Here is a 19236-nt window from a genome sequence, read left to right as displayed (position 1 = left end):
TAACTTAGGAATAAAGCACTTGCTAAAATTAATGATTCTTTTAACAAAAGGATGGACTTACTCGAATATCAAGCTAAAAAACTGTTTCGTCAAATAGGTATTCCTGTATTACCTTCTGAAACTATTGCCGAGCCTAGAGAATTAAAACAGCTACAGATACCTTATCCTGTGGTGTTGAAATCTCAAGTCAGAGTGGGGGGAAGGGGTAAAGCAGGAGGAGTTAAATTTGTTACTAATACTATTGATGCGATCGCAGCAGCGCGGACGATTTTTAATTTATCAATTCTAGGAGAGTATCCTGAAGTAATTTTAGCAGAAGCCCATTATAATGCAGAAAAAGAGTTATTTTTAGGGATTGTGCTTGATTATCAACTCCAAAGACCTGTAATTTTTGGTTCGCTTTGTGGCGGAATGGATGTCGATCTGTTGGTGAAAAATTTACAACAGGTAGTAATTGAAACAGAATTTTCTCCCTTTTTGGCTCGCCGTTTAACTTCTCAAATGGGTCTTTCTGGAGAATTATTACTAGGGGTCAGTGAAATTATCGAAAAAATGTATGAATTATTTACTACCAAAGATTTAGACTTGATTGAAATCAATCCTTTAGGGGTAGATGCAGCAGGTAATTTAATGGCGTTAGATGGCAAAATAACCATTAGTGACCATGCTTTGAGAAAACATCCCGATTTAGTTAACCTAAATCCTACAGCAACCGCGAGAGGGAGTAACATTTCTCAATCAAGCTCGTTATCTTTTGCTACTACGGAGGAAATGTCTAATGACGAGCCATTTACAGAGACGGCAGTTCGTTGGCTCGATTGGCAAGATCAAAAAGGCAAAATTGCTATACTTGCTAATGATGATGATTTAGCATTGCTTTGTTGGGACATAATTCGCCAGAAAAAAGAAAAACCAGCTTGTGCCATAGTGTTAGATAGCTTTTCAGCCCAAAAACAATTACTCGATGGGCAATTGCAGCAAATTTGGTCACAATTGCAAGTACTTAAGGCAATTAAGGTATTATTGATTAATTTTTGGGGAACAGAAGAAATGAATTTAGCGATCGCAAAAGCTATTTTTGGGCTTTTAGAACCTGCCTCGCAAGCAGTTAATCCTGGGATGGCAGAGGAAAGAGCAATTACACCGACTAATGGCTCTAAAGGGCGTTTGCGTCGTTCTCAGACAGAAGAATCAACAGCAAAATCAGAGCCAAAAATTGCCGATTTGCCTCCGCTAAAATTTGTGATTCGTTTGGCAACGCCAGATATTGAACGCTATCAACAAGAATTTGCTCATGAGTCAATCTTGTGGACAAATAATTTGGAAGATGGCATTGTCCAGGCAATTTCTTTAAGTAAAGCAAAATAATCGAGATTAATTTGGGAACTCTGTTACAAGGAAGGAAAAGAATCTGTTAATAAAACATCAATGAACATTTTGTTATTCTGAATTTTCGTTAAAGTTTTTTTAACCTTTCTACCTTTGTCCACAACACTTTTCCTAAAACTAGTCTTTCAGCCTTGCCTTATCACCCCAAGCAAGATTTAAGGATTGATTTTGGGACTACTATTTTTTTAGTTCCTATGAAACCTCTCGCTCTATCTCCTGTAACCAAAGCTAATTATCCCAAAAATAATTGTTTGACTAATCGCAAGCCAACCAGAATATCTGGTATCGCTAGTCAACTAACCATCAGTAATTCTATGAACTGGAACTTTCAATATCCGATAATTCTACAAGGAACTGCTAAGCCTACCTGGTTACAGTATATTTCTCAAATGGAAGCCTATGGCGTTGATGTAGTTGCTAGGGTAAGCGGTGGTTATCAAGTGACTAAAAAAGAGAAAACACCTATTTTTAATTTGGTAGAGGATGCGATTCAAGCAGTGGGTGAAATTGGAACTTCAATGATCTTTGCTCCTCCCGATCAAGTATTAGATGCTAGTTTAGAAGCGATCGCATCTGGAATCAAGCAACTTATTATTATAACTCCTCATGTGCCTCCTTTGGATACGGTTGAGCTTTTAAAAGTGGCCCAAGCCCATAATATCGCAATTTTAGGTCCTGGTAGTTCGGGAATTACAATCCCTGAAAAGTACTGTTTGGGTACATTACAACCTCAATATTTTCGCCCAGGAAACGTCGGGATAATTAGTTATGGTAAAGCATTGCTGTATGAGGTGGCTTGGGCATTAAATGAAGCAAAAATGGGACAATCTTGGGGGATCTCTTTAGGTCAAGATAAAATAATCTGTTCTCATCTGGTGCAGTGGCTCAAAATACTTGATGAAGATGATTCTACTGAAGCTATTGTTTTAATTCAATCTGCACAGGATATTGATTATGATGCTTTAGAGTTTTTATCAGAGTTTACTACTAAACCTGTAATTTGTTATGTTATTGGCTCTCAAACACCAACAGATAAGGTTTTCCGCCAAGGAATCGATATTTTAAATAATCATTTGTCTAATTCAATTCCCGCTACTAATTCTTATCGAAAAACAATTACTACTATTAAAAAATTCGGGGCAATTGTCGCGAATAAACCTTCAGAAATTCCTCAGTTAGTGAATCAGGCATTAAATATTGCATCGGATTAAATTTGGCAGGCTTTAAATTTTGTAATAGCTTAGTTACAGTCTGAAAAGAGTAGATGTAGTATTTCTTTCGATATTTTTGTAAGTTGTTGGTAACACAAATATTGATAGAAAATAGTAAAGCGATCGCAAATTTAATTGCCATACAGATGTATTTTCTGGCGTATACATTTGGAAAAAACTTTACTCAAAAAACTAAGATATACTTATGTATTCTTATGTATTCAAAAATAAATATTCTAAATTTACAAACTCTTTATATTATGGCTAATAGCTGTATTTACTTATAACAGAGGCACGTTCTGCCGTTTTTATTGAGAAAATTTTAATAATGTAAGTAAGATCGCTTATTTTTTTGTAAAATAAGTGTTAAGATAGCCATAGTAAATTTTCAATAGTACTTAAGAATTTTTGCTCTAAATATTTCTCAGTTAAAGATAACAACATTTTAATAATTCTCTGGTTTTAGCATCAGAATTAAATACCAATAGAATGTGCTTAAAGATAAGACACAGCAGTTTTTGCTGTATTATTTAAACTTATCTTTGATGCAAAGTTTATTGGTAGTAAAAAATTGTATTGGAGCTTTTAATGTTTGATTATAAGCTCAGAAAATTGCTGCTAAATTTCGGGAATTGCTGTTAATGTGTTGTGATTTTTATGGTGGTGTGAATTAACAAGTCGAAGGACAGGTTTACATCTAATCAATGTCCCTAAGTAACTAATTAAAGCAAATAAATGAAAGATATTTTACTTTTAATCGAAGAAAAACAACGAGTGTATTCTCAGTCACCCTTGTTTGAATTTATGCAAGATGAAAGTATATACCCTGCGAAAAGATTAGCATTCGCGCCTTGTGCAGCACCTTTTATCATGAGCTTTGCCGATTTATGTAAATATGTTTTACGTCAAGAGCCGACTAATGATGCGATACAAGCCATTTTAAACCAGCACACTTATGAGGATGACTCTCATTGGCAGTGGTTTTTAGAAGATATAGAAAAGCTGGGGTTTAATTGTTCATTGCCGTTGAATGATTCTTTGAGATTTGTATGGGGAGAAGAAACCAAAGCTTCAAGATTACTAACTTATCAACTTTATACGTATATTGCTCAATCCGAACCCATTGAAAAGCTCGTGGTTCTAGAAGCAATGGAAGCAGCTTCCGATATTTTTATGTCTTTTACTAAACCAATTACTAATCAACTGCAATCAATTACTAACCAAGAGTATAGCTATTTTGGCGATCGCCATTTTGAAGCGGAAAATAATCACAATGCTCATTCCCACGATGTAAATAAGTTTATTGAAAGTATTTATATTTCCGAAAAAACTCGACAAAAAAGTGTTTATTTGGTTGACCAAGTATTTGAACTATTTACTAAATGGAACCACAGGCTGCTAACCTATGCTCAAGATTATCAAGTATTGCTACCATTAAATCAACAGTTTGAAAAAGAGCAGATGTTAGAAGTAGCATAAGCAGTTTTTCTTCCTTTGTCATTTGTTATTAGTCTTGTGTGTTAACTAAAGAACATAAGACAAAAAACAAAGAATAGAAGAAGCTTTCATCCCATGTCTAAATAACTTGGGATGAGCTTAATTTCGCCAACATAAGATACTGTCTTAGGTAATTGAATTAAATTAAGAACAAGATAATTGATGATGAACAATACAGCCTTAAATTTCACCGAAATACTTCAGGAATCATCTACGCAGTGTCGCGAGTTTTTCAATGATAGATGGAAGCTATACCAAAAAGTATTAGGTAATAATTACATGGGACATCGAGAAATTTACCATGTTCTCCATGAGTTTTTAATTAGTAATTGGCAACAGCCCTTTAAGCTCTTAGATTTGGGTTGTGGAGATGCTAGTTTCATAGCTCAAAGTTTAGTAAATACTAGTGTTAGCTCTTATTGTGGTTTAGATATTTCCCAAATTGCGATCGCAATTGCTAGGAAAAATATGAGATTAGTTTCCTGTGAGCAAGAATTTATTCAGGGGGATTTTTGTCAAGTAATTCCTTCATTAGTCAAAGAGGAAAAAACTAAATTTAATATTATCTTGAGTTCTTTTGCTTTTCATCATCTAAATTTAGAGCAGAAAGATTATATTTTTAGTCAACTCAAGCAACTTCTCTTACCTGGAGGGGTATTTATTTTGATAGATTTAGTATCTCAAGAAGGAGAGAGTCGAGAAAGCTATATTCCAAGATATTTAAAATCTGTAGAAAAAAATTGGTTACAAATTACATCAGAAGAAATGAGCTTAGTTTCCCATCATATGCTGGAAAGTGACTATCCTGAAAGTCAAAAAACTTTAGAATTATTAGCAAAACACAATGGTTTTCAAAAGGTAGAGTGCCTTTATCAACAAGAAGACACCACTCAATTGTGTTGCTTTTACACCTAAATTCTACTTTGATAATTTAATTCTTTAAAGAAAATTTCAATCTTAGTACCTTTAGTACCTTTAGTCCGATCGAGTTCGATTGTGCCATCAATTTGTTCGACTAGGGTACAAACTAATTCTAATCCTAAAGAATCACTATTATATAGGTCTAAATCTTCTGGGAAACCCATACCATCATCTTGAATAGTTAGTGCTATTTTACCCTCTAGATTCTGTTTTAAACTCAACCAAATATTACCGCTATCGTGCAGTGCCTCGCCAGAAGCGCGATCGCCAAAACCGTGTTCTAAGGCATTAGACACTAATTCATTAACAATTAAACCACAAGGGTTTGCTGTTTCTATATTTAAGTCAATTCGATCGAGATCGAGAATAAACTTAATGTTTCTTTCTTGACTGGCTTGGGAATGAGCTAGATTATCCAGTAGAGATTTAAGATACGGAGCAAAGTTAATTTTATCTAATTCACTATTGCCGTAGAGATGTTGATGAACTAATGCCATAGAGGTAATGCGATTTTGGCAGTTTTCGAGTAGTTTAATGACTTTTGTGTCATCAGTATAGCTACTTTGAAATTCCAAAAGACTGGAAACTACCAATAAATTATTTTTGACACGATGATGGATTTCTTTGAGTAAAATTTCTTTTTGTTTTAAAGATTTTTTCACCGAAGCGTGATCTTTCAGATTTTTATACAGACGGGCATTTTCAATCGAAATCGAAACCTGAGACAATAAAACTTGTAATATATCTAATTTCTGCTGTGTAAAAGCTCCCTTAACCAAGCTGTTTTCTAAATAAACAATTCCCTGTAGTTTATCTTGATAAATCATGGGACAAGCTAGAACAGATTTTGGTTGATTTTCAATGATATAAGGGTCATCTATAAAGATACGTTCCTGACTGGCTTGCTCTAAAATAACTGTGTTGCGGGTACTTTGAATATAGTTAATTATTGAATTTGGTAAATTTAGATATTCAGCTATTGGTACATAGGGTAGTTCGACTTTCATTGCTGGAGTAAGATGTGCTGATGCAGCTACTATCCAAGATGAGTTTTGTTGCAGGAGTAAAATAGTTTTCTGCGCTCCCGCATTCTCCGTCACAATTTCCATCATTTTAGATAGTAAACTGTCTAAAATAATTTCCGAAGAAATAGCTTGAGTAGCTTTAATTACGGTAAATAAATCCAAGTTTGCCAGACTTTGTGACTGGTCAGGTACTTCTACTTGATGGGTATTATCTACTTGATGGGTATTATCTACTTGATGGGTATTCGTAGTAGTTAATTCTTGAGTGGGAATTCGAGTTAATAATCGAGAGTATTTTGATTCCAAAGCTTGTACTTTAGCCGATGCTCCCCAACGCAAATATCCAGAATAAGCATCATTCAAATAATATCTTGCTATTTTAGTTCTACCTTGGGACAAATAAAACTTTCCCGCCAACTCTTCTGCTAAAGAAGCTTCGTGAATGTATCCTGCTTTGGCTGCTACTGTTATTGCGCGATCGTAATTTTCGGCTGCTCGTTCTTTTTTGCCTAGAACTCTGGCTATTTCTGCCGTTACTAAACGGTACTTATTTAGGTAGTTATCAGGAGCATGATTTGCCCAGTGTTTTAATTGTTTTCGATAAGTAAGTATTTCGGACAAGTACTCTGATTCAATCTCAGTTTGAGGAGAGCATACAGCTAATTTAGCCAAAGAAGCATAAAAGTGATACATAGGAAAACACATTGTACCCACTCCTGCGTTTAGATACTGTTTTCCGCGCTCGACATGGACAATTGCTTGTTGGTAATCTTGGAGAAAATAGCAAAGAATTAATTTAGCAAGATAGAAAGCAAACAAAGATGTAGCGTTATTTGTTGATTGCCAAAAGTGTAATATTTTTGACTCATTAAAACTCTCGCCAATCAATAACAATTGTTTTTCTGCTAATCCTTGTAAATTAAAATTTAGTTGTTGCCAAATTCGAGCATAATTTAACTGAAAATCTTGTTGGAAATTTTGTATCATGTAAATCTGACACTGAGATTTTTCAGCAGCAGAAGGTAGAGATTCTCCGACAAACAAAAGATAAGTGCAATAATACTTGGCATGAAAGCAAGCGTGTTCGATATCTCCTACTTCTATACCATCTTTAATCCCTTCTAAAAAATAACCTATAGTATTAACTGCTGGTTCTTGCCAATGACGAATTGTGTTGTTAAAAATAAAATCAACTTTAGATTTAATTTCTATAGCATCAAACTGCTCTTGTATCGTTAGTGCTAGTCTGCCGAATTGATAACCATAATCAATGTCTCCTTCAGCACATAACAGCAAACCATAAAGAGCATAAGCAAGAGCTGAGTATCGAGAGTTGCCGTATTGCAGACAAAGATCGATCATTTTGAAAACAACTGAGGGAAATAATTGTGGTTTGACTATATAAATAGCAGGAATAAAGATCCCTAGGATTTCCATTGCTGCCACGATCGATTCATTAGTCATTCTAGGCAGATTTTCTAAGGATTGAAGACAATCAGCTTGGCTGCCTTGTAGAGCTAAATTGCTATTTTGTGTTGGATTATCTGATAGAGATATATTGAGTAACTCTAAAGCGCACAAGCCAGTATCTATAGCCCACTGCATCTGGTTGCAAGCAATATAAGAATGTATCTTGATTTCATAAACTTTGGCTTTTTCCAGTACTTTCTTAGTCTGACTAAGGGCAATATTAGCCAGGGTTTCAGCACGCTCGAAATTAGTTTGTAGATATTGAACTTCTATTGCTTCTATGTAGACATCAAAAACTAAATTGTAGTTATCTTTCCAAGAGGATGAGGGCAGCAATTCTAAAGCAATCTGTAAATGATTGGCTGCTACTTCATAAGCGATCGCAGATTTGGCTTTTTTGCCTGCAATTAAGTTTAATTCGGCTACGCGATTTTTTAAGGAACCTTCGGGGAGCAAGTTTTTCCCCCTATTCAGATGATGAACTAGATTAAAAATTTTTGATTTGATTTGGATTGGATTCGTCTTCTGGAGAAGAAATTGACCAATTTTAAGATGAATACTGGCTTGTTCTGTTTCTGATAGCAAAGAATAAGCAGTTTGTTGTAAGCGATTGTGTAAGAATTTATAAACAGATTTGGGTTGCTTTCTTACTAAAAAAATAATTCCTGCTTTTAGAGCAAGTTCTAATTCTTGAGCTATCTTGTCTTCGTTTTCGTCACAAGCGAAAGCTAAGGTTTGTAAGTCGAACTCATGACTAATACAAGCTGCTACTTTTAAAATTTGTTGTGGTTTATCAGTAAGTTTTTCGAGATTTTTGGCGACTAATTCTAAGATATCGTAGTCACAAATGGGGGTAGAGCGAATTTCTTCGAGATTCCACTGCCAACACTGCTTATGAAAATCGAAAGTTACAAGTTCTTCATCGTAAAAGGTTTGCAGTAATTGTTTAATAATCAAGGGATTGCCTTGAGCTCGTTCAAATAGCAACTCTGCTAATAATAGAGATTCTGATTCTTGGCAATGTAAAGTGTCTACCAATAGCTGATTAACATAATTAAATCTTAAAGAATGAAGTTCAATATTACTAACTAAAATATTTTGCGCTATCTTTTCTACTGTGTAGGTAAGGAGATCGGTAAAATTTACAAAATCAGAAAAAGTTTTATTTATTTTGGAAGTAGCTTTGCCGATATCTTCGTTTCGATATGCCCAAATTATCAGCAAATATTGGCTATTCAAATTGTCTAGCAAAAGAGCCAGTAAATTCAGAGAAGCAGAATCTGCCCACTGCAAATCATCAAGAAAGAAAACTAAAGGATGTTCTTCGTCAATCAAGACTCTCACAAATTCGACAAATACGGTATTAAACCTATTTTCGGTTTCTTTTGCGGGTAATGTTGGGACATTTGGTTGAGAACCAATAATTAGCTCTAGCTCTGGTAGAATATCCGTAATCACTTTGCCATTGTTCCCAATTGCCAATAGTATCTTTTCTCGCCAAATTTGGAGAGAGTAGGCATTTTGGGTCAACAAATGCCTAATTAAGCAATTAAAAGCCTCAATTATACCCCCATAAGGTATGTTAATGTGGGATGGCTCAAACTTGCCCCTAATCAAAAAGCTTTTTTGTTTGATAAGCGATCGAGTGATTTCTTGGATCAGCGAAGTTTTGCCAATACCCAATTGACCACTAACTAAAACTATTTCTGTTGCACCAGAGTGGACTCTTTCTAAAGAAGATTTGAGGGTGTTGATGGCTGATACACGACCATAAAACTTTGGTGAAATTATAAAATTACTGAGTTTGTCGAATGTTCCCAAGTCAAACGGTTCAATTTCTCCTTGATTCTGATATTGAGTTTGACAAGTTTCTAAATCCGATTTAATTCCGTAAGCACTTTGATACCTGTCGCCAGGATTTTTCGCTAAAAGTTTCATCACAATGGAGGAAACTGTTTGAGGAACCTGAGAATCTATTTGATGAGGAGCAATTGGTGTTTGTGCAAGATGATAATGGATTATCTGGAGAGATTCTTGAGCATCACAAGGTAATTTGCCCGTCAGCATTTGATAAAAAACAATTCCTAGAGAATAAAAATCAGTGCGGTAATCAAGAGAATGATTTGTACGCCCTGTTTGTTCTGGTGAAATATAAGCTATATTTGATGCTTCTAATTGTGTGGGAGATGTCTTAGTTTCTCTTGTAAATCTAGTTGCAATACTAAAATTAGTAATTTTTACATCAAAACTTTCAGGATCGATAATGATACTAGAAGGGTTGATATTTTGATGAATTATTTTATTTTGATGCAGATTTTGCAGAGTCTCTAATAACAAAATTGCGATCGCAAAAAAGTCTTTTAGGGAAAATTTTTTTGTGTCGAGATATTGATTTAAAAATTCACCTTGAAAATTTTCTAAAATTAATAGCGAGCAATTTTTATCGTCTTCTAGACTATAGGGTTTAAGAATTCCTGATGAATTTATATTTCGCAGAATTTTAAATTCATTTTTAAGCCAGTTTTTGATTTTAGAGTTTTCAATATTTGCATTTTTAATAATTACTGGAATTTGTTTTGATTGATTAACTGCACGAAAATAAGTATTATTTTGATAATCAGTATAAATCTTATCGGTAAGCTTATAAGTATCTAATAAAATCATTATTTATTGTGGCATTTTATATTTACCGTATATTTGTATTTTTTGACTTAAATCTATAATTAGATAATTTAATGTTTATGATTGGGATTATAATTTTTTGCTGTAGATTTAATATTATCAAAAGCTAAATTTTTAAAATCTCTAGCAATTAGAGGACGACTAAACAAAAAGCCTTGCATTATATCACATTTACATTCTCGGAGAAACTTTAACTCGGCTTTTGTCTCAACTCCCTCTGCGACAACTTTTAATCCTAACTTATGTGCCATCTCAATAATAGTTTTGGTAATTACAGCATTAACCTCATTGCTATCAATATTACGAATAAAAGATGCGTCTATTTTTAAAGTATCAAAGGGAAATTGTTGTAAATAGCTTAAAGAAGAATAGCCAGTTCCAAAATCATCTAAGGCGATTTGTACGCCTATTTTTTTCATTAAATTCAATCTTTGAATATTAATTTTAATATTTTCTATTAAGATTGTTTCGGTTAATTCTAACTCCAAATATTGTGGCTCTAAAGAAGAGTTGAACAAAATTTGGGTTATTTTATGGAATAAATCTGATTGCTTAAATTGAACTCCTGATAAGTTAACGCCAATTGTCAGAAAATCTAATCCAGCATTGTGCCAAGCTTTTGTTTGTCTACAAGCTCGATTTATAATCCACTCTCCTATTGGTTTTATTAGACCAGTTTCTTCGGCTAAAGGAATAAATTGATGGGGTGCAATTCTACCCATAGTTGGGTGATTCCAACGGACTAAAGCTTCTGCGCCGAAAATTAAATTAGTTTCAAGATTAATTTTAGGCTGATAATATAATTCCAATTCTTTACGTTCGAGAGCATAATGTAATTCGGCTTCCATATTTAAATTTTCAGAGGCTCTAGAAGTTTTAATATTAAAAGCAAATGTAAATGATTGACAGCGATTTCCTCCTTGCGATCGCGCATATTCTATAGCTTTTTCACTCTGTTTGAGTAATTCTTCAATATCAAAGCTATCAGAAGGATAAAAAGAAATGCCGATACTAGCAGAGATAAATATTTCTTGGCGATCGATATGAAAAGCTTGTCTTATCATATCTAATATTTCTTGTCCATAATTTCTAGCTGTGATTTGCTTATCCAATGGAATCATTGTAATAAAATGATCCTCTTTTATGTACACAGTAATACCCTGAAAATCCAAATTACTGATATAGTTAGTTAAGCGTTGTGCAACTTCTTTAACTAAAGTATTTTGTTGATCTTTAGTCAAAAAGCTACTTATTTTTTTAAATCTATCTAAATTAATGTTATAAACAGCTATTAAGTTTGATTTATACTCTGTTAAGTTATCTTTTTCAGGTATGCTGTCCTTATCTTTGCTATCTAGTGATGATACTAAATAATCAAATGAATCTCTTAAAAAAAGCCTATTAGGGAGGTTTGTCAGACTATTGACATAAACATTGTCAAGCTGGGATGAATATTGATTAATAGTATCTTGTAGAGATTTTTGAATTACCGATTGTTCTTCATGTTTACTAAGAACCATTTTAATAGTTGCCTGTAATTCTTTGTCTCTAAAAGGCTTGATTAAATAACCATAGCAACCTGTTTGTGATGCTCGCTCAAGAGTATCGTCACTGGCATAAGCTGTGAGAAAAACAATTGGAATATCTTTCTTAGTCTTGATTTCAGTGGCTGTGTCGATACCATCTATTGCTCCTTTGATAGCAATATCCATCAAAATAAGGTCTGGGTTTTCGCTACTAATATAATCAATCGCAGCTTGTCCAGAAGAAACAATTTTAGGTACGTTATATCCTAAATTACGTAGCTTTTTAGCTGTATTTTTAGCAATTAGTAGTTCATCTTCAACAATCAAAATGTTGATTCTATTCATAATTATCAATTACTTTAAGGTTACAAGCTTGTTGTGTTGAGCGAAAAATCATTTTTTTTCTAATATACTCTATCTTGTTTAATATAGGATCAAATTAAGTATTTAAATAAATGTAGAAAAAAATACAATATGACTATATATTCTTTTTATAGACGTATTTTTACTGATTACAAGTAACAAATAAAAACATTTTTGAAATTGAAGTTCATTGGAAATGGTTACAATTAACTAATATTAATTGAAGATTGATATTAAAGATTTAGTAAATGTACGCAAAAACGAAATATTAACATATATAAAATGCTCAAAAAATTGAAGTAGAATCCCAAATTTAAGCAATCAACAATCGGTGGCAATCTCGAATTAGTTAATTTGGCTACAAATCCGAAAAATATCAGTTATTAGATATCCTAAATATTAGTAATTGATAATGTGCTTAAATAAGTTAAAATCAATGTTACTAGCTGGTTTTTTACGGTGTTGCAACCCATTATCACCAGTCGTAGTTAAAGTAATGACTAAACATTTTTTGATTTGGTATCAGAAATGCGATCGCGCAATACCAGACAACGAGGCGATCTCGATCTATTCGCTCTTCAATCTCACACTATATGCTCGATCGAAATCATAGTCCTGTCATTTTTTTAACGGGTTTCATGCTGGCACTCTTTATCAGGTGTCTCAATATTACTCCGAATCGTGGGTAGTCCTAAAGATATAAGGATCTAAAATAAGAAATGCAGATCGCCTGATTTTCGTTAAATGTTCAATGTTTGCGAGTTCAAGGAAGATTCATCAGCCAAGAACGCGCACTGCAATATCTAATACTTAAGATGCTCTTGAAAAATTAGACGTTTTTCTGCTCTAGCAATGGCTTGATAAGTATCGGTAATTATTTGAGATTCTACAGAAATTATGGTTATTCTCCAACGAACTAATTTATCGATCAAATCAGGGTTGTACCTGTTAGCAGAAAGACAAATAGAAGCAGGTATTTGATGAGTTTGAGCAGTTTTGATTAATTGTGCGATCGCTGTTTCTAAAGCAACAGAGTTACTACTAATAGTTTGTTGCGCGAGGTTTTCCTGTTCTCGATCTACTCCCAACAATAATTGAGTCAAATCATTCATCCCGATGGCAATCCCCTCAACTCCTGCTGCTATGTATTCAGGAAGCATGAAAATTACAGAAGGAATTTCCGCCATCATCCATAATTGAAAGTCAGGATAGTTGCTTAAACCTGCTTTTTGGACTAAATTACGACAAAATTGCCATTCTCGGATACTACGAACAAAGGGTAAAATTAGCTTCAAGTTACTATATCCTTCCGCCATAACTCTTTCTAAGGCTGTTAATTCTAACTGGAAAAAAGCGGGATCTATTAGGTAAGAGTAAGTACCTCTAATACCAATTGCAGAGTTATTGGTTTCTTTGTCTAATGAAGGAAAATCTATGGAACGATAAAAAATAGGTTTGGGTGCAAAACTCAGGGTAAATTGACGAATTGTCTGAGTTAAATAGTTTAAAAGTTCTTTTTGATAGTTGGGCTGTAACCACTCTTTTAGCGATCGCACTGAAAGCAATTTTAAAAGCATAAATTCACTACGCAGCAACCCAACACCATCTATGGGTAAATTAACAGCTTGCTCAATTAAATTTGGTTGACTAAGGTTGACCATTAATTGAGTAGCTAGAGGGACATTAGTGTTGGCTGTACCAGCATAATATTCTAATGTTGCCTGGTTGTGGTTACTATGAATAGTAAAAGGTCTGGTTTCTGAAGCGTAAACTATTCCTTGCCCGCCATCGAGAGTAATTATGTCTCCTGTCTGAAGAATCTGAGTCGCGCCCTTAGCAGCTACCATAGCAGGAATGCCTAATTCTCTAGCAATAATTGCTCCATGACTGGTTTGTCCGCCAATTTCTGTAATAATTCCGCCTAAATTTTGTAGTAAGGAAATATCTTGAGGTTGAATTGCTTTGGTAACTAAGATTGCACCAGAATTTAAGCGATTCCGCGATGTCTTATTTGTACTGGCATCGCTATCATGATGGGATGAGTCATCTACAACCACCTCGGCGGTAACTTGACCTTGAGAAGCACCTATGCCTCGTAGTAAAGTAGTTTCAGAGCTTTGCGCTCTAGGAAGAGAGCCACCCAGAGCAGGCGTGAAATAACTTAATCGAGTGAAAAAGAAGTGGTTATCAGAATTACTGCTGTTGGGAAGTAATATCCACTCAAAATAACGAATTTGCGGTTTTTTTCTAATTATATTTTGGATTAATTGAATTAAAGCGTTGATTTTTGGTGGTTTTAAAACTATTTTTTCTTGCTCGTTATCTGGTAATGTATAAGGCTCTAAAATATCTGCTGAATCAGCAACAGAAGCATTATTTCGTAGGCGATAACCACGGGTTTTTAACCCCACCTTTTGACTAATAACATTTGCGGTTGCTAGATCGACTACACATCGATCTGGTTCAACTTCCCCTCGCTGTAAACTATGACCCAAACCCCAGTTAGCTTGAATTATTGCTTGCTGCGATATCAAACTCTTGCTTGTCTTGGCTAACGAAACCTTAGCAGAATCGCTGGTCAGAGAGACTCCGCCGTCCCCATTCGAGGATAAATAAAACGACGGAGCTTCATCTGACTCCCTCAATTCTACCGTCCCAGAAGAGATCGCCTTATCAAGGGGTTGAATTAAAATAGCAAATTTAATTTCTTGAAGACTAATCCCTAATTTATCCCAGTAAAATAGACTTTTAGCTGTAAATAAATCTGCCCAAACCTGTTTTAGCCCGTAAGAGATCGCATCAGGATGACAAGCACAAATCTGCGATCGCAAGAGTCCCAGATTTCCTCTTTGTTGATAGTTAGGCACAATCAAAGAAGGGCGTAAAATTAATTGAGGGGAGTTTAATTGTTGTGCAGCAGTGAATATTTTAGCCAGTAATCGCTCGGGAAATGCAGTCTCAATAATAATACTTCGACTTTTGTTAGCAACTGTTTGTAAAGCTTGATAATTATTTCGATTTAAGTGAAAAGAAGATTGAAGTAAATCACTAACCAAAGATTGAGAATCATCCAAACCATTAAGCAACTCTTGAAAAACATCACTGCTCAATACAAATCCTGGAACAATGGGAAAATTAAACTGCAAAAATTGACTAAGAAGAAAAATTTTTTCTCCCATTAAAGATTGTTCAGTAGCTGTAATTTGCGAAAGCCAGTATAAATTATTCACTGGTTTAACATGATTTTAATTTTAGATTTGATTGTAACAACCTTCTTCCCTTAAGCGCAGAAAATCTCACAAGATCGTGATTAATTTCACTCTGTTTGACCAAAAATATTTACTATTTACTTTTTTTTCAGTAACCTTACTATGACGAAGTCACTAACTGCTCTTCATTGACTTTTATTTTAGCTAAAAACTCTTCTGTTAACTTGACAAAAGCCTTTGAGCCACTAGAATTGGGCATAGCTACCACCACAGGAGTAAATAAATCTACTGCCTTAGCTACATTAACATCCATAGGAATTGATTGGTTGAATAACTGATGAGGATAATAATCATCGCGTACTCGCTTCATTACTTGCTTATAATATCGCCCCATCAAGCCACCTGCGGAAAGAATAAAGGTAATCCCTAGTAAATTAATATTTAATGGTTCAATATTCTGATGGCTTTCTTTTAGTTTAGCAATTCTTCTTTCTAATAGTTGAATTCCTACCAAAGAAAGAGGTTCAGGACGCGCAGGAAGTAGGTAATAGTTACTAGCAGCAATACCACTACGAGTTAATAAATTATAACCAGGAGCGCAGTCCATAATAATAAAATCATAATCATCAACTACTGGTTCAATAATCTTTTTAATTAAAACTTGCTCAAAATTGTCCCAAACTTTTTGAAATTCTTGCTCTGATTTTTCTACTGCTTGTTGATGGAGCATTTCTGAAACTAAATATTCATCATATAGCTCGATATCTCCTGGCAATAACTCTAAACCATCAATATTACAAACATTGGGGTAAATTAAGTCATGAATATTCAATTTACTCCAAGGATTATGCGTAATTGCGTTATCTAGTAAATAACTTAAAGTTCGTCTTTTTTTGCGTACTTTAGCAAACTCATGAGGCGAAATTAAACTCAAAGTAGCACTAATTTGGGAATCTAAATCAAGTACTAGAACCCTTTTCTGATGGTGCTTTGCTAAACAAGTAGCTAAATTGACGGTGAGAGTAGTTTTCCCTACTCCCCCTTTCATATTAACGGTGCTAATAATTGTTCCCATCTTATTTTTTTTTCCCGAATATATTCTGTTTCCCTAAATATTTGCTCCCTTACGCTCAGTTTGCCAGAAGATCGTCAAAATAAACGTAGATATTTTCTATTTTTTCTTGCAGTTTGTTACCATTACGTTACAGTTCTTTGCTGTTTAGGAAAAAGATTTAGAATCAGCTAAAATTCTTATTAGTTTTTAATCGAGTAATTAGGCTAGTCAAAATTGTGGTTTAGTTGGCTACCCAACTAAATTGTTCATGAACTTAAAGCAAAAGCAAGATTCATCGATCACAAATAATAGTGGGATATCTCAAGCTCCAAAAAATGTTCCTTTGTCTTTAGTTTTAGTAGTACCATTTGTCTTACAACTTTTCGCTGCTGTTGGTGTTACGGGCTATCTTTCTTTTCAGAATGGGCAAAAAGCAGTCAATGAGCTAGCTACAGATTTGCAGAAGGAAGCCAGCGATCGCGTTTCTTTACATCTGGATAACTATTTAAACACCGCAGTAGCGATTAATCAAATAAATGCGGATGCTATTGAATTAGGACTACTAGATTTAAGAGATTATCAAAAAGCAGGGCTTTATCATTGGAAACAATTACAAGTATTTAACAATGTGGGCTATATTTCCTATGCTTTGCCCACAGGAGAATATGCTGGTGCTGGAAGATGGCTAGAAGATGGCAGTGTCAACATTGACGAGCTTTCTGCTAATACAGATTGGCAGTCTTATGTCTATGCCACTGACAAAGAAGGTAATCGTACGGGAATCATCGATGATACTCCTTATGAACCCCTTACAGAATCCTGGTACACCGAGACAGTTAAGATAGGTAAACCAATCTGGACAGAGGTTTATGCTTGGGATGGTTTGCCCCATATTTTATCAGTGCCAGTTAATTATCCCCTTTACGATCGCAATGATAAGTTATTAGCTGTTCTCAGTGTCGATCTTTTACTCACAGGTATTAGTGATTTTTTACGTAATTTTGATATCAGTCCCTCAGCAAAGATTTTTATCTTAGAAAGAAATGGCTTAATTATTGCTAGCTCTAGTGACGAAAAGCCTTATAGAATAGTCAAAGCAGAAGCACAACGACTTAATGCAGGAGAAAGTAGCGATCCTTTAATTAAAGCAACAGCTAATTATTTAACAACTAAGTTTAATCGTCTAAATCGCATTAATGACTCTCAACAACTAAAATTCCCAATTGAGGGAGAACAATATTTTGCCCAAGTCACACCCTGGAAAGATAAATTAGGCTTGGATTGGCTGGTAGTAGTAGTAATGCCAGAGTCAGATTTTATGGCAGAAATTAACGCTAGTACTCGTACTACTATTTTGCTTTGTCTGGCTTCTTTGGTCATTGCCATTGGGTTAGGAATGTTAACTTCCCGTTGGATTGCTGGCTCGATTTGTCGTCTCAGTGATGCCAGTACAGCGATCGCTAAAGGAAATTTAAAACAAATTGTCAATATTACCAGTGTCAATGAATTGGCAATTTTGGCAGATTCTTTTAACCAAATGGCGAATAAATTACAAACTTACTTTGCTCAACTAGAGGCTACCAATCAAGAATTAGATCGCACAAATCAAGAGCTAGAAAACCGAGTTGAAAAACGTACCCTAGAGCTAAAAACCGCTAAAGAAGCAGCAGAAGTAGCTAATAAAGCCAAAAGTACCTTCTTAGCCAATATGAGTCATGAATTACGTACTCCTTTAAATGCAATTCTCGGTTTTACCCAACTTATGCGACGGGATGACCAGATAACGCGATCGCAATTAGAAAATTTAACAATTGTTAATCGCAGTGGAGAACATCTACTAGCCTTAATTAATGATGTGTTAGATATGTCTAAAATTGAGGCTGGACAAATTACTCTCAATCCTCATAGCTTTGACTTACATCACCTTCTTGACAACACAAAAAAGATGCTGAAGTTGAAAGCAGATACTAAAGGATTACAACTTCTTTTTCATTGTCATCCCGATACTCCTCAATACATTCGTACAGACGAACGCAAACTGCGCCAAGTCTTAATTAATCTCCTCAACAATGCCCTTAAATTTACTTCTGAAGGACAAGTAACTCTAAAAGTTTACCCCGATCCATCTGCAATCTATCATCTATCATGGGAAATTGAAGACACTGGAACAGGCATTGCTCCTGAAGAATCAGACAATTTGTTTGAATCCTTTACCCAAACAGAAGCAGGTAAAAAATCAGAAGAAGGAACGGGGTTAGGTTTACCCATTAGTCGTAAATTTGTACAATTGATGGGGGGAGACATTACCGTTAGCAGTACTTTGGGAAAAGGCACAGTTTTTCGTTTTCAAATTGTATCTGAACCTGCTATTACTGAGGAATTACAACCCCCAACCCCTAGTCAAACTGTCATTGCTTTAGAGCCAAATCAACCCAGTTATCGCATTCTCGTAGTTGACGATCGCTGGGAAAATCGGCAAATCCTCTTAAGACTACTCGAACCAGTTGGTTTTGCAGTCAAAGAAGCCGTAAATGGTCAAGAAGCGATCGCAATATGGCAACAATGGCAGCCTCATCTTATTTGGATGGATCTGCGGATGCCAGTAATGAACGGTTATGAAGCCACCAAATACATTAAATCAAATCTTCAAGAGCGAGCTACTTATATCATTGCCTTGACTGCATCTACTGTAGAAGAGGAACGAACAATTGTTTTATCGGCAGGGTGCGACGATTTTGTTCGCAAACCATTCAGCGAAGAAGTTACAGCGGTTTGCAGGTTTATAAGGGACAGTAGCAGCAGTGGGCAAACCAGTTACGCAGATGTTGGGGATTCATTAAATCCATCGCTATTTTAATCAGGGTATCAACCCTTTTGGAAGTTCTGGGA

The 19236-nt window shown here is 34.9% G+C and carries 9 protein-coding genes; 5 read left to right on the top strand and 4 right to left on the bottom strand.

Going from position 1 to position 19236, the window contains the following annotated elements; translation table 11 throughout:
- The first annotated feature begins 51 nt into the window (after positions 1–51).
- The 4 genes from H1P_RS19075 to H1P_RS19060 all read left to right on the top strand — a co-directional run bounded on the left by H1P_RS19075 (position 52) and on the right by H1P_RS19060 (position 5012).
- The gene (locus H1P_RS19075; RefSeq protein WP_144870285.1) at positions 52–1368 is read left to right on the top strand and encodes an ATP-grasp domain-containing protein; all 1317 of its coding nucleotides are present in this window, start codon (positions 52–54) and stop codon (positions 1366–1368) included.
- Positions 1369–1583: 215 nt separating this feature from the next.
- Positions 1584–2600 carry a succinate--CoA ligase subunit alpha gene (locus H1P_RS19070; protein WP_144870283.1) on the top strand — a complete coding sequence of 339 codons (1017 nt, stop codon included), beginning with the start codon at positions 1584–1586 and terminating at the stop codon, positions 2598–2600.
- A gap of 735 nt (positions 2601–3335) precedes the next feature.
- On the top strand, positions 3336–4079 hold the full coding sequence (locus tag H1P_RS19065) for a hypothetical protein (protein ID WP_144870281.1): 744 nt from the start codon (positions 3336–3338) through the stop codon (positions 4077–4079).
- Between the two features lie 180 nt (positions 4080–4259).
- Positions 4260–5012 carry a class I SAM-dependent methyltransferase gene (locus H1P_RS19060; protein WP_222427121.1) on the top strand — a complete coding sequence of 251 codons (753 nt, stop codon included), beginning with the start codon at positions 4260–4262 and terminating at the stop codon, positions 5010–5012.
- Here H1P_RS19060 and H1P_RS19055 read toward each other — a convergent pair.
- From H1P_RS19055 to H1P_RS19040, 4 genes are all read right to left on the bottom strand, one after another.
- Positions 5009–10177 (bottom strand): AAA family ATPase, encoded by a 5169-nt coding sequence (locus H1P_RS19055; protein ID WP_144870279.1) that lies wholly within the window; start codon positions 10175–10177, stop codon positions 5009–5011. The two genes, H1P_RS19060 and H1P_RS19055, sit on opposite strands and share 4 nt — an antisense overlap.
- A 68-nt stretch (positions 10178–10245) precedes the next feature.
- Entirely contained in the window at positions 10246–12066 is a 1821-nt protein-coding gene (locus tag H1P_RS19050) for a two-component system response regulator (RefSeq protein ID WP_144870277.1), read from the bottom strand.
- An 821-nt stretch (positions 12067–12887) separates the two neighbouring features.
- Positions 12888–15314: a putative PEP-binding protein gene (locus H1P_RS19045; RefSeq protein WP_144870275.1), complete on the bottom strand. Its 2427-nt coding sequence runs from the start codon at positions 15312–15314 to the stop codon at positions 12888–12890.
- A gap of 139 nt (positions 15315–15453) precedes the next feature.
- Positions 15454–16368: a ParA family protein gene (locus H1P_RS19040; RefSeq protein WP_144870273.1), complete on the bottom strand. Its 915-nt coding sequence runs from the start codon at positions 16366–16368 to the stop codon at positions 15454–15456.
- Positions 16369–16615: 247 nt separating this feature from the next.
- On the opposite strand from H1P_RS19040, the gene H1P_RS19035 reads away from it, so the two are divergent.
- Positions 16616–19204 (top strand): hybrid sensor histidine kinase/response regulator, encoded by a 2589-nt coding sequence (locus H1P_RS19035; RefSeq protein ID WP_144870271.1) that lies wholly within the window; start codon positions 16616–16618, stop codon positions 19202–19204.
- The last annotated feature ends 32 nt before the right edge of the window (positions 19205–19236 follow it).

The sequence above is a fragment of the Hyella patelloides LEGE 07179 genome, assembly GCF_900659865.1.
Lineage (GTDB): Bacteria > Cyanobacteriota > Cyanobacteriia > Cyanobacteriales > Xenococcaceae > Hyella > Hyella patelloides.
This window is presented reverse-complemented; position numbering and strand designations above follow the sequence as displayed.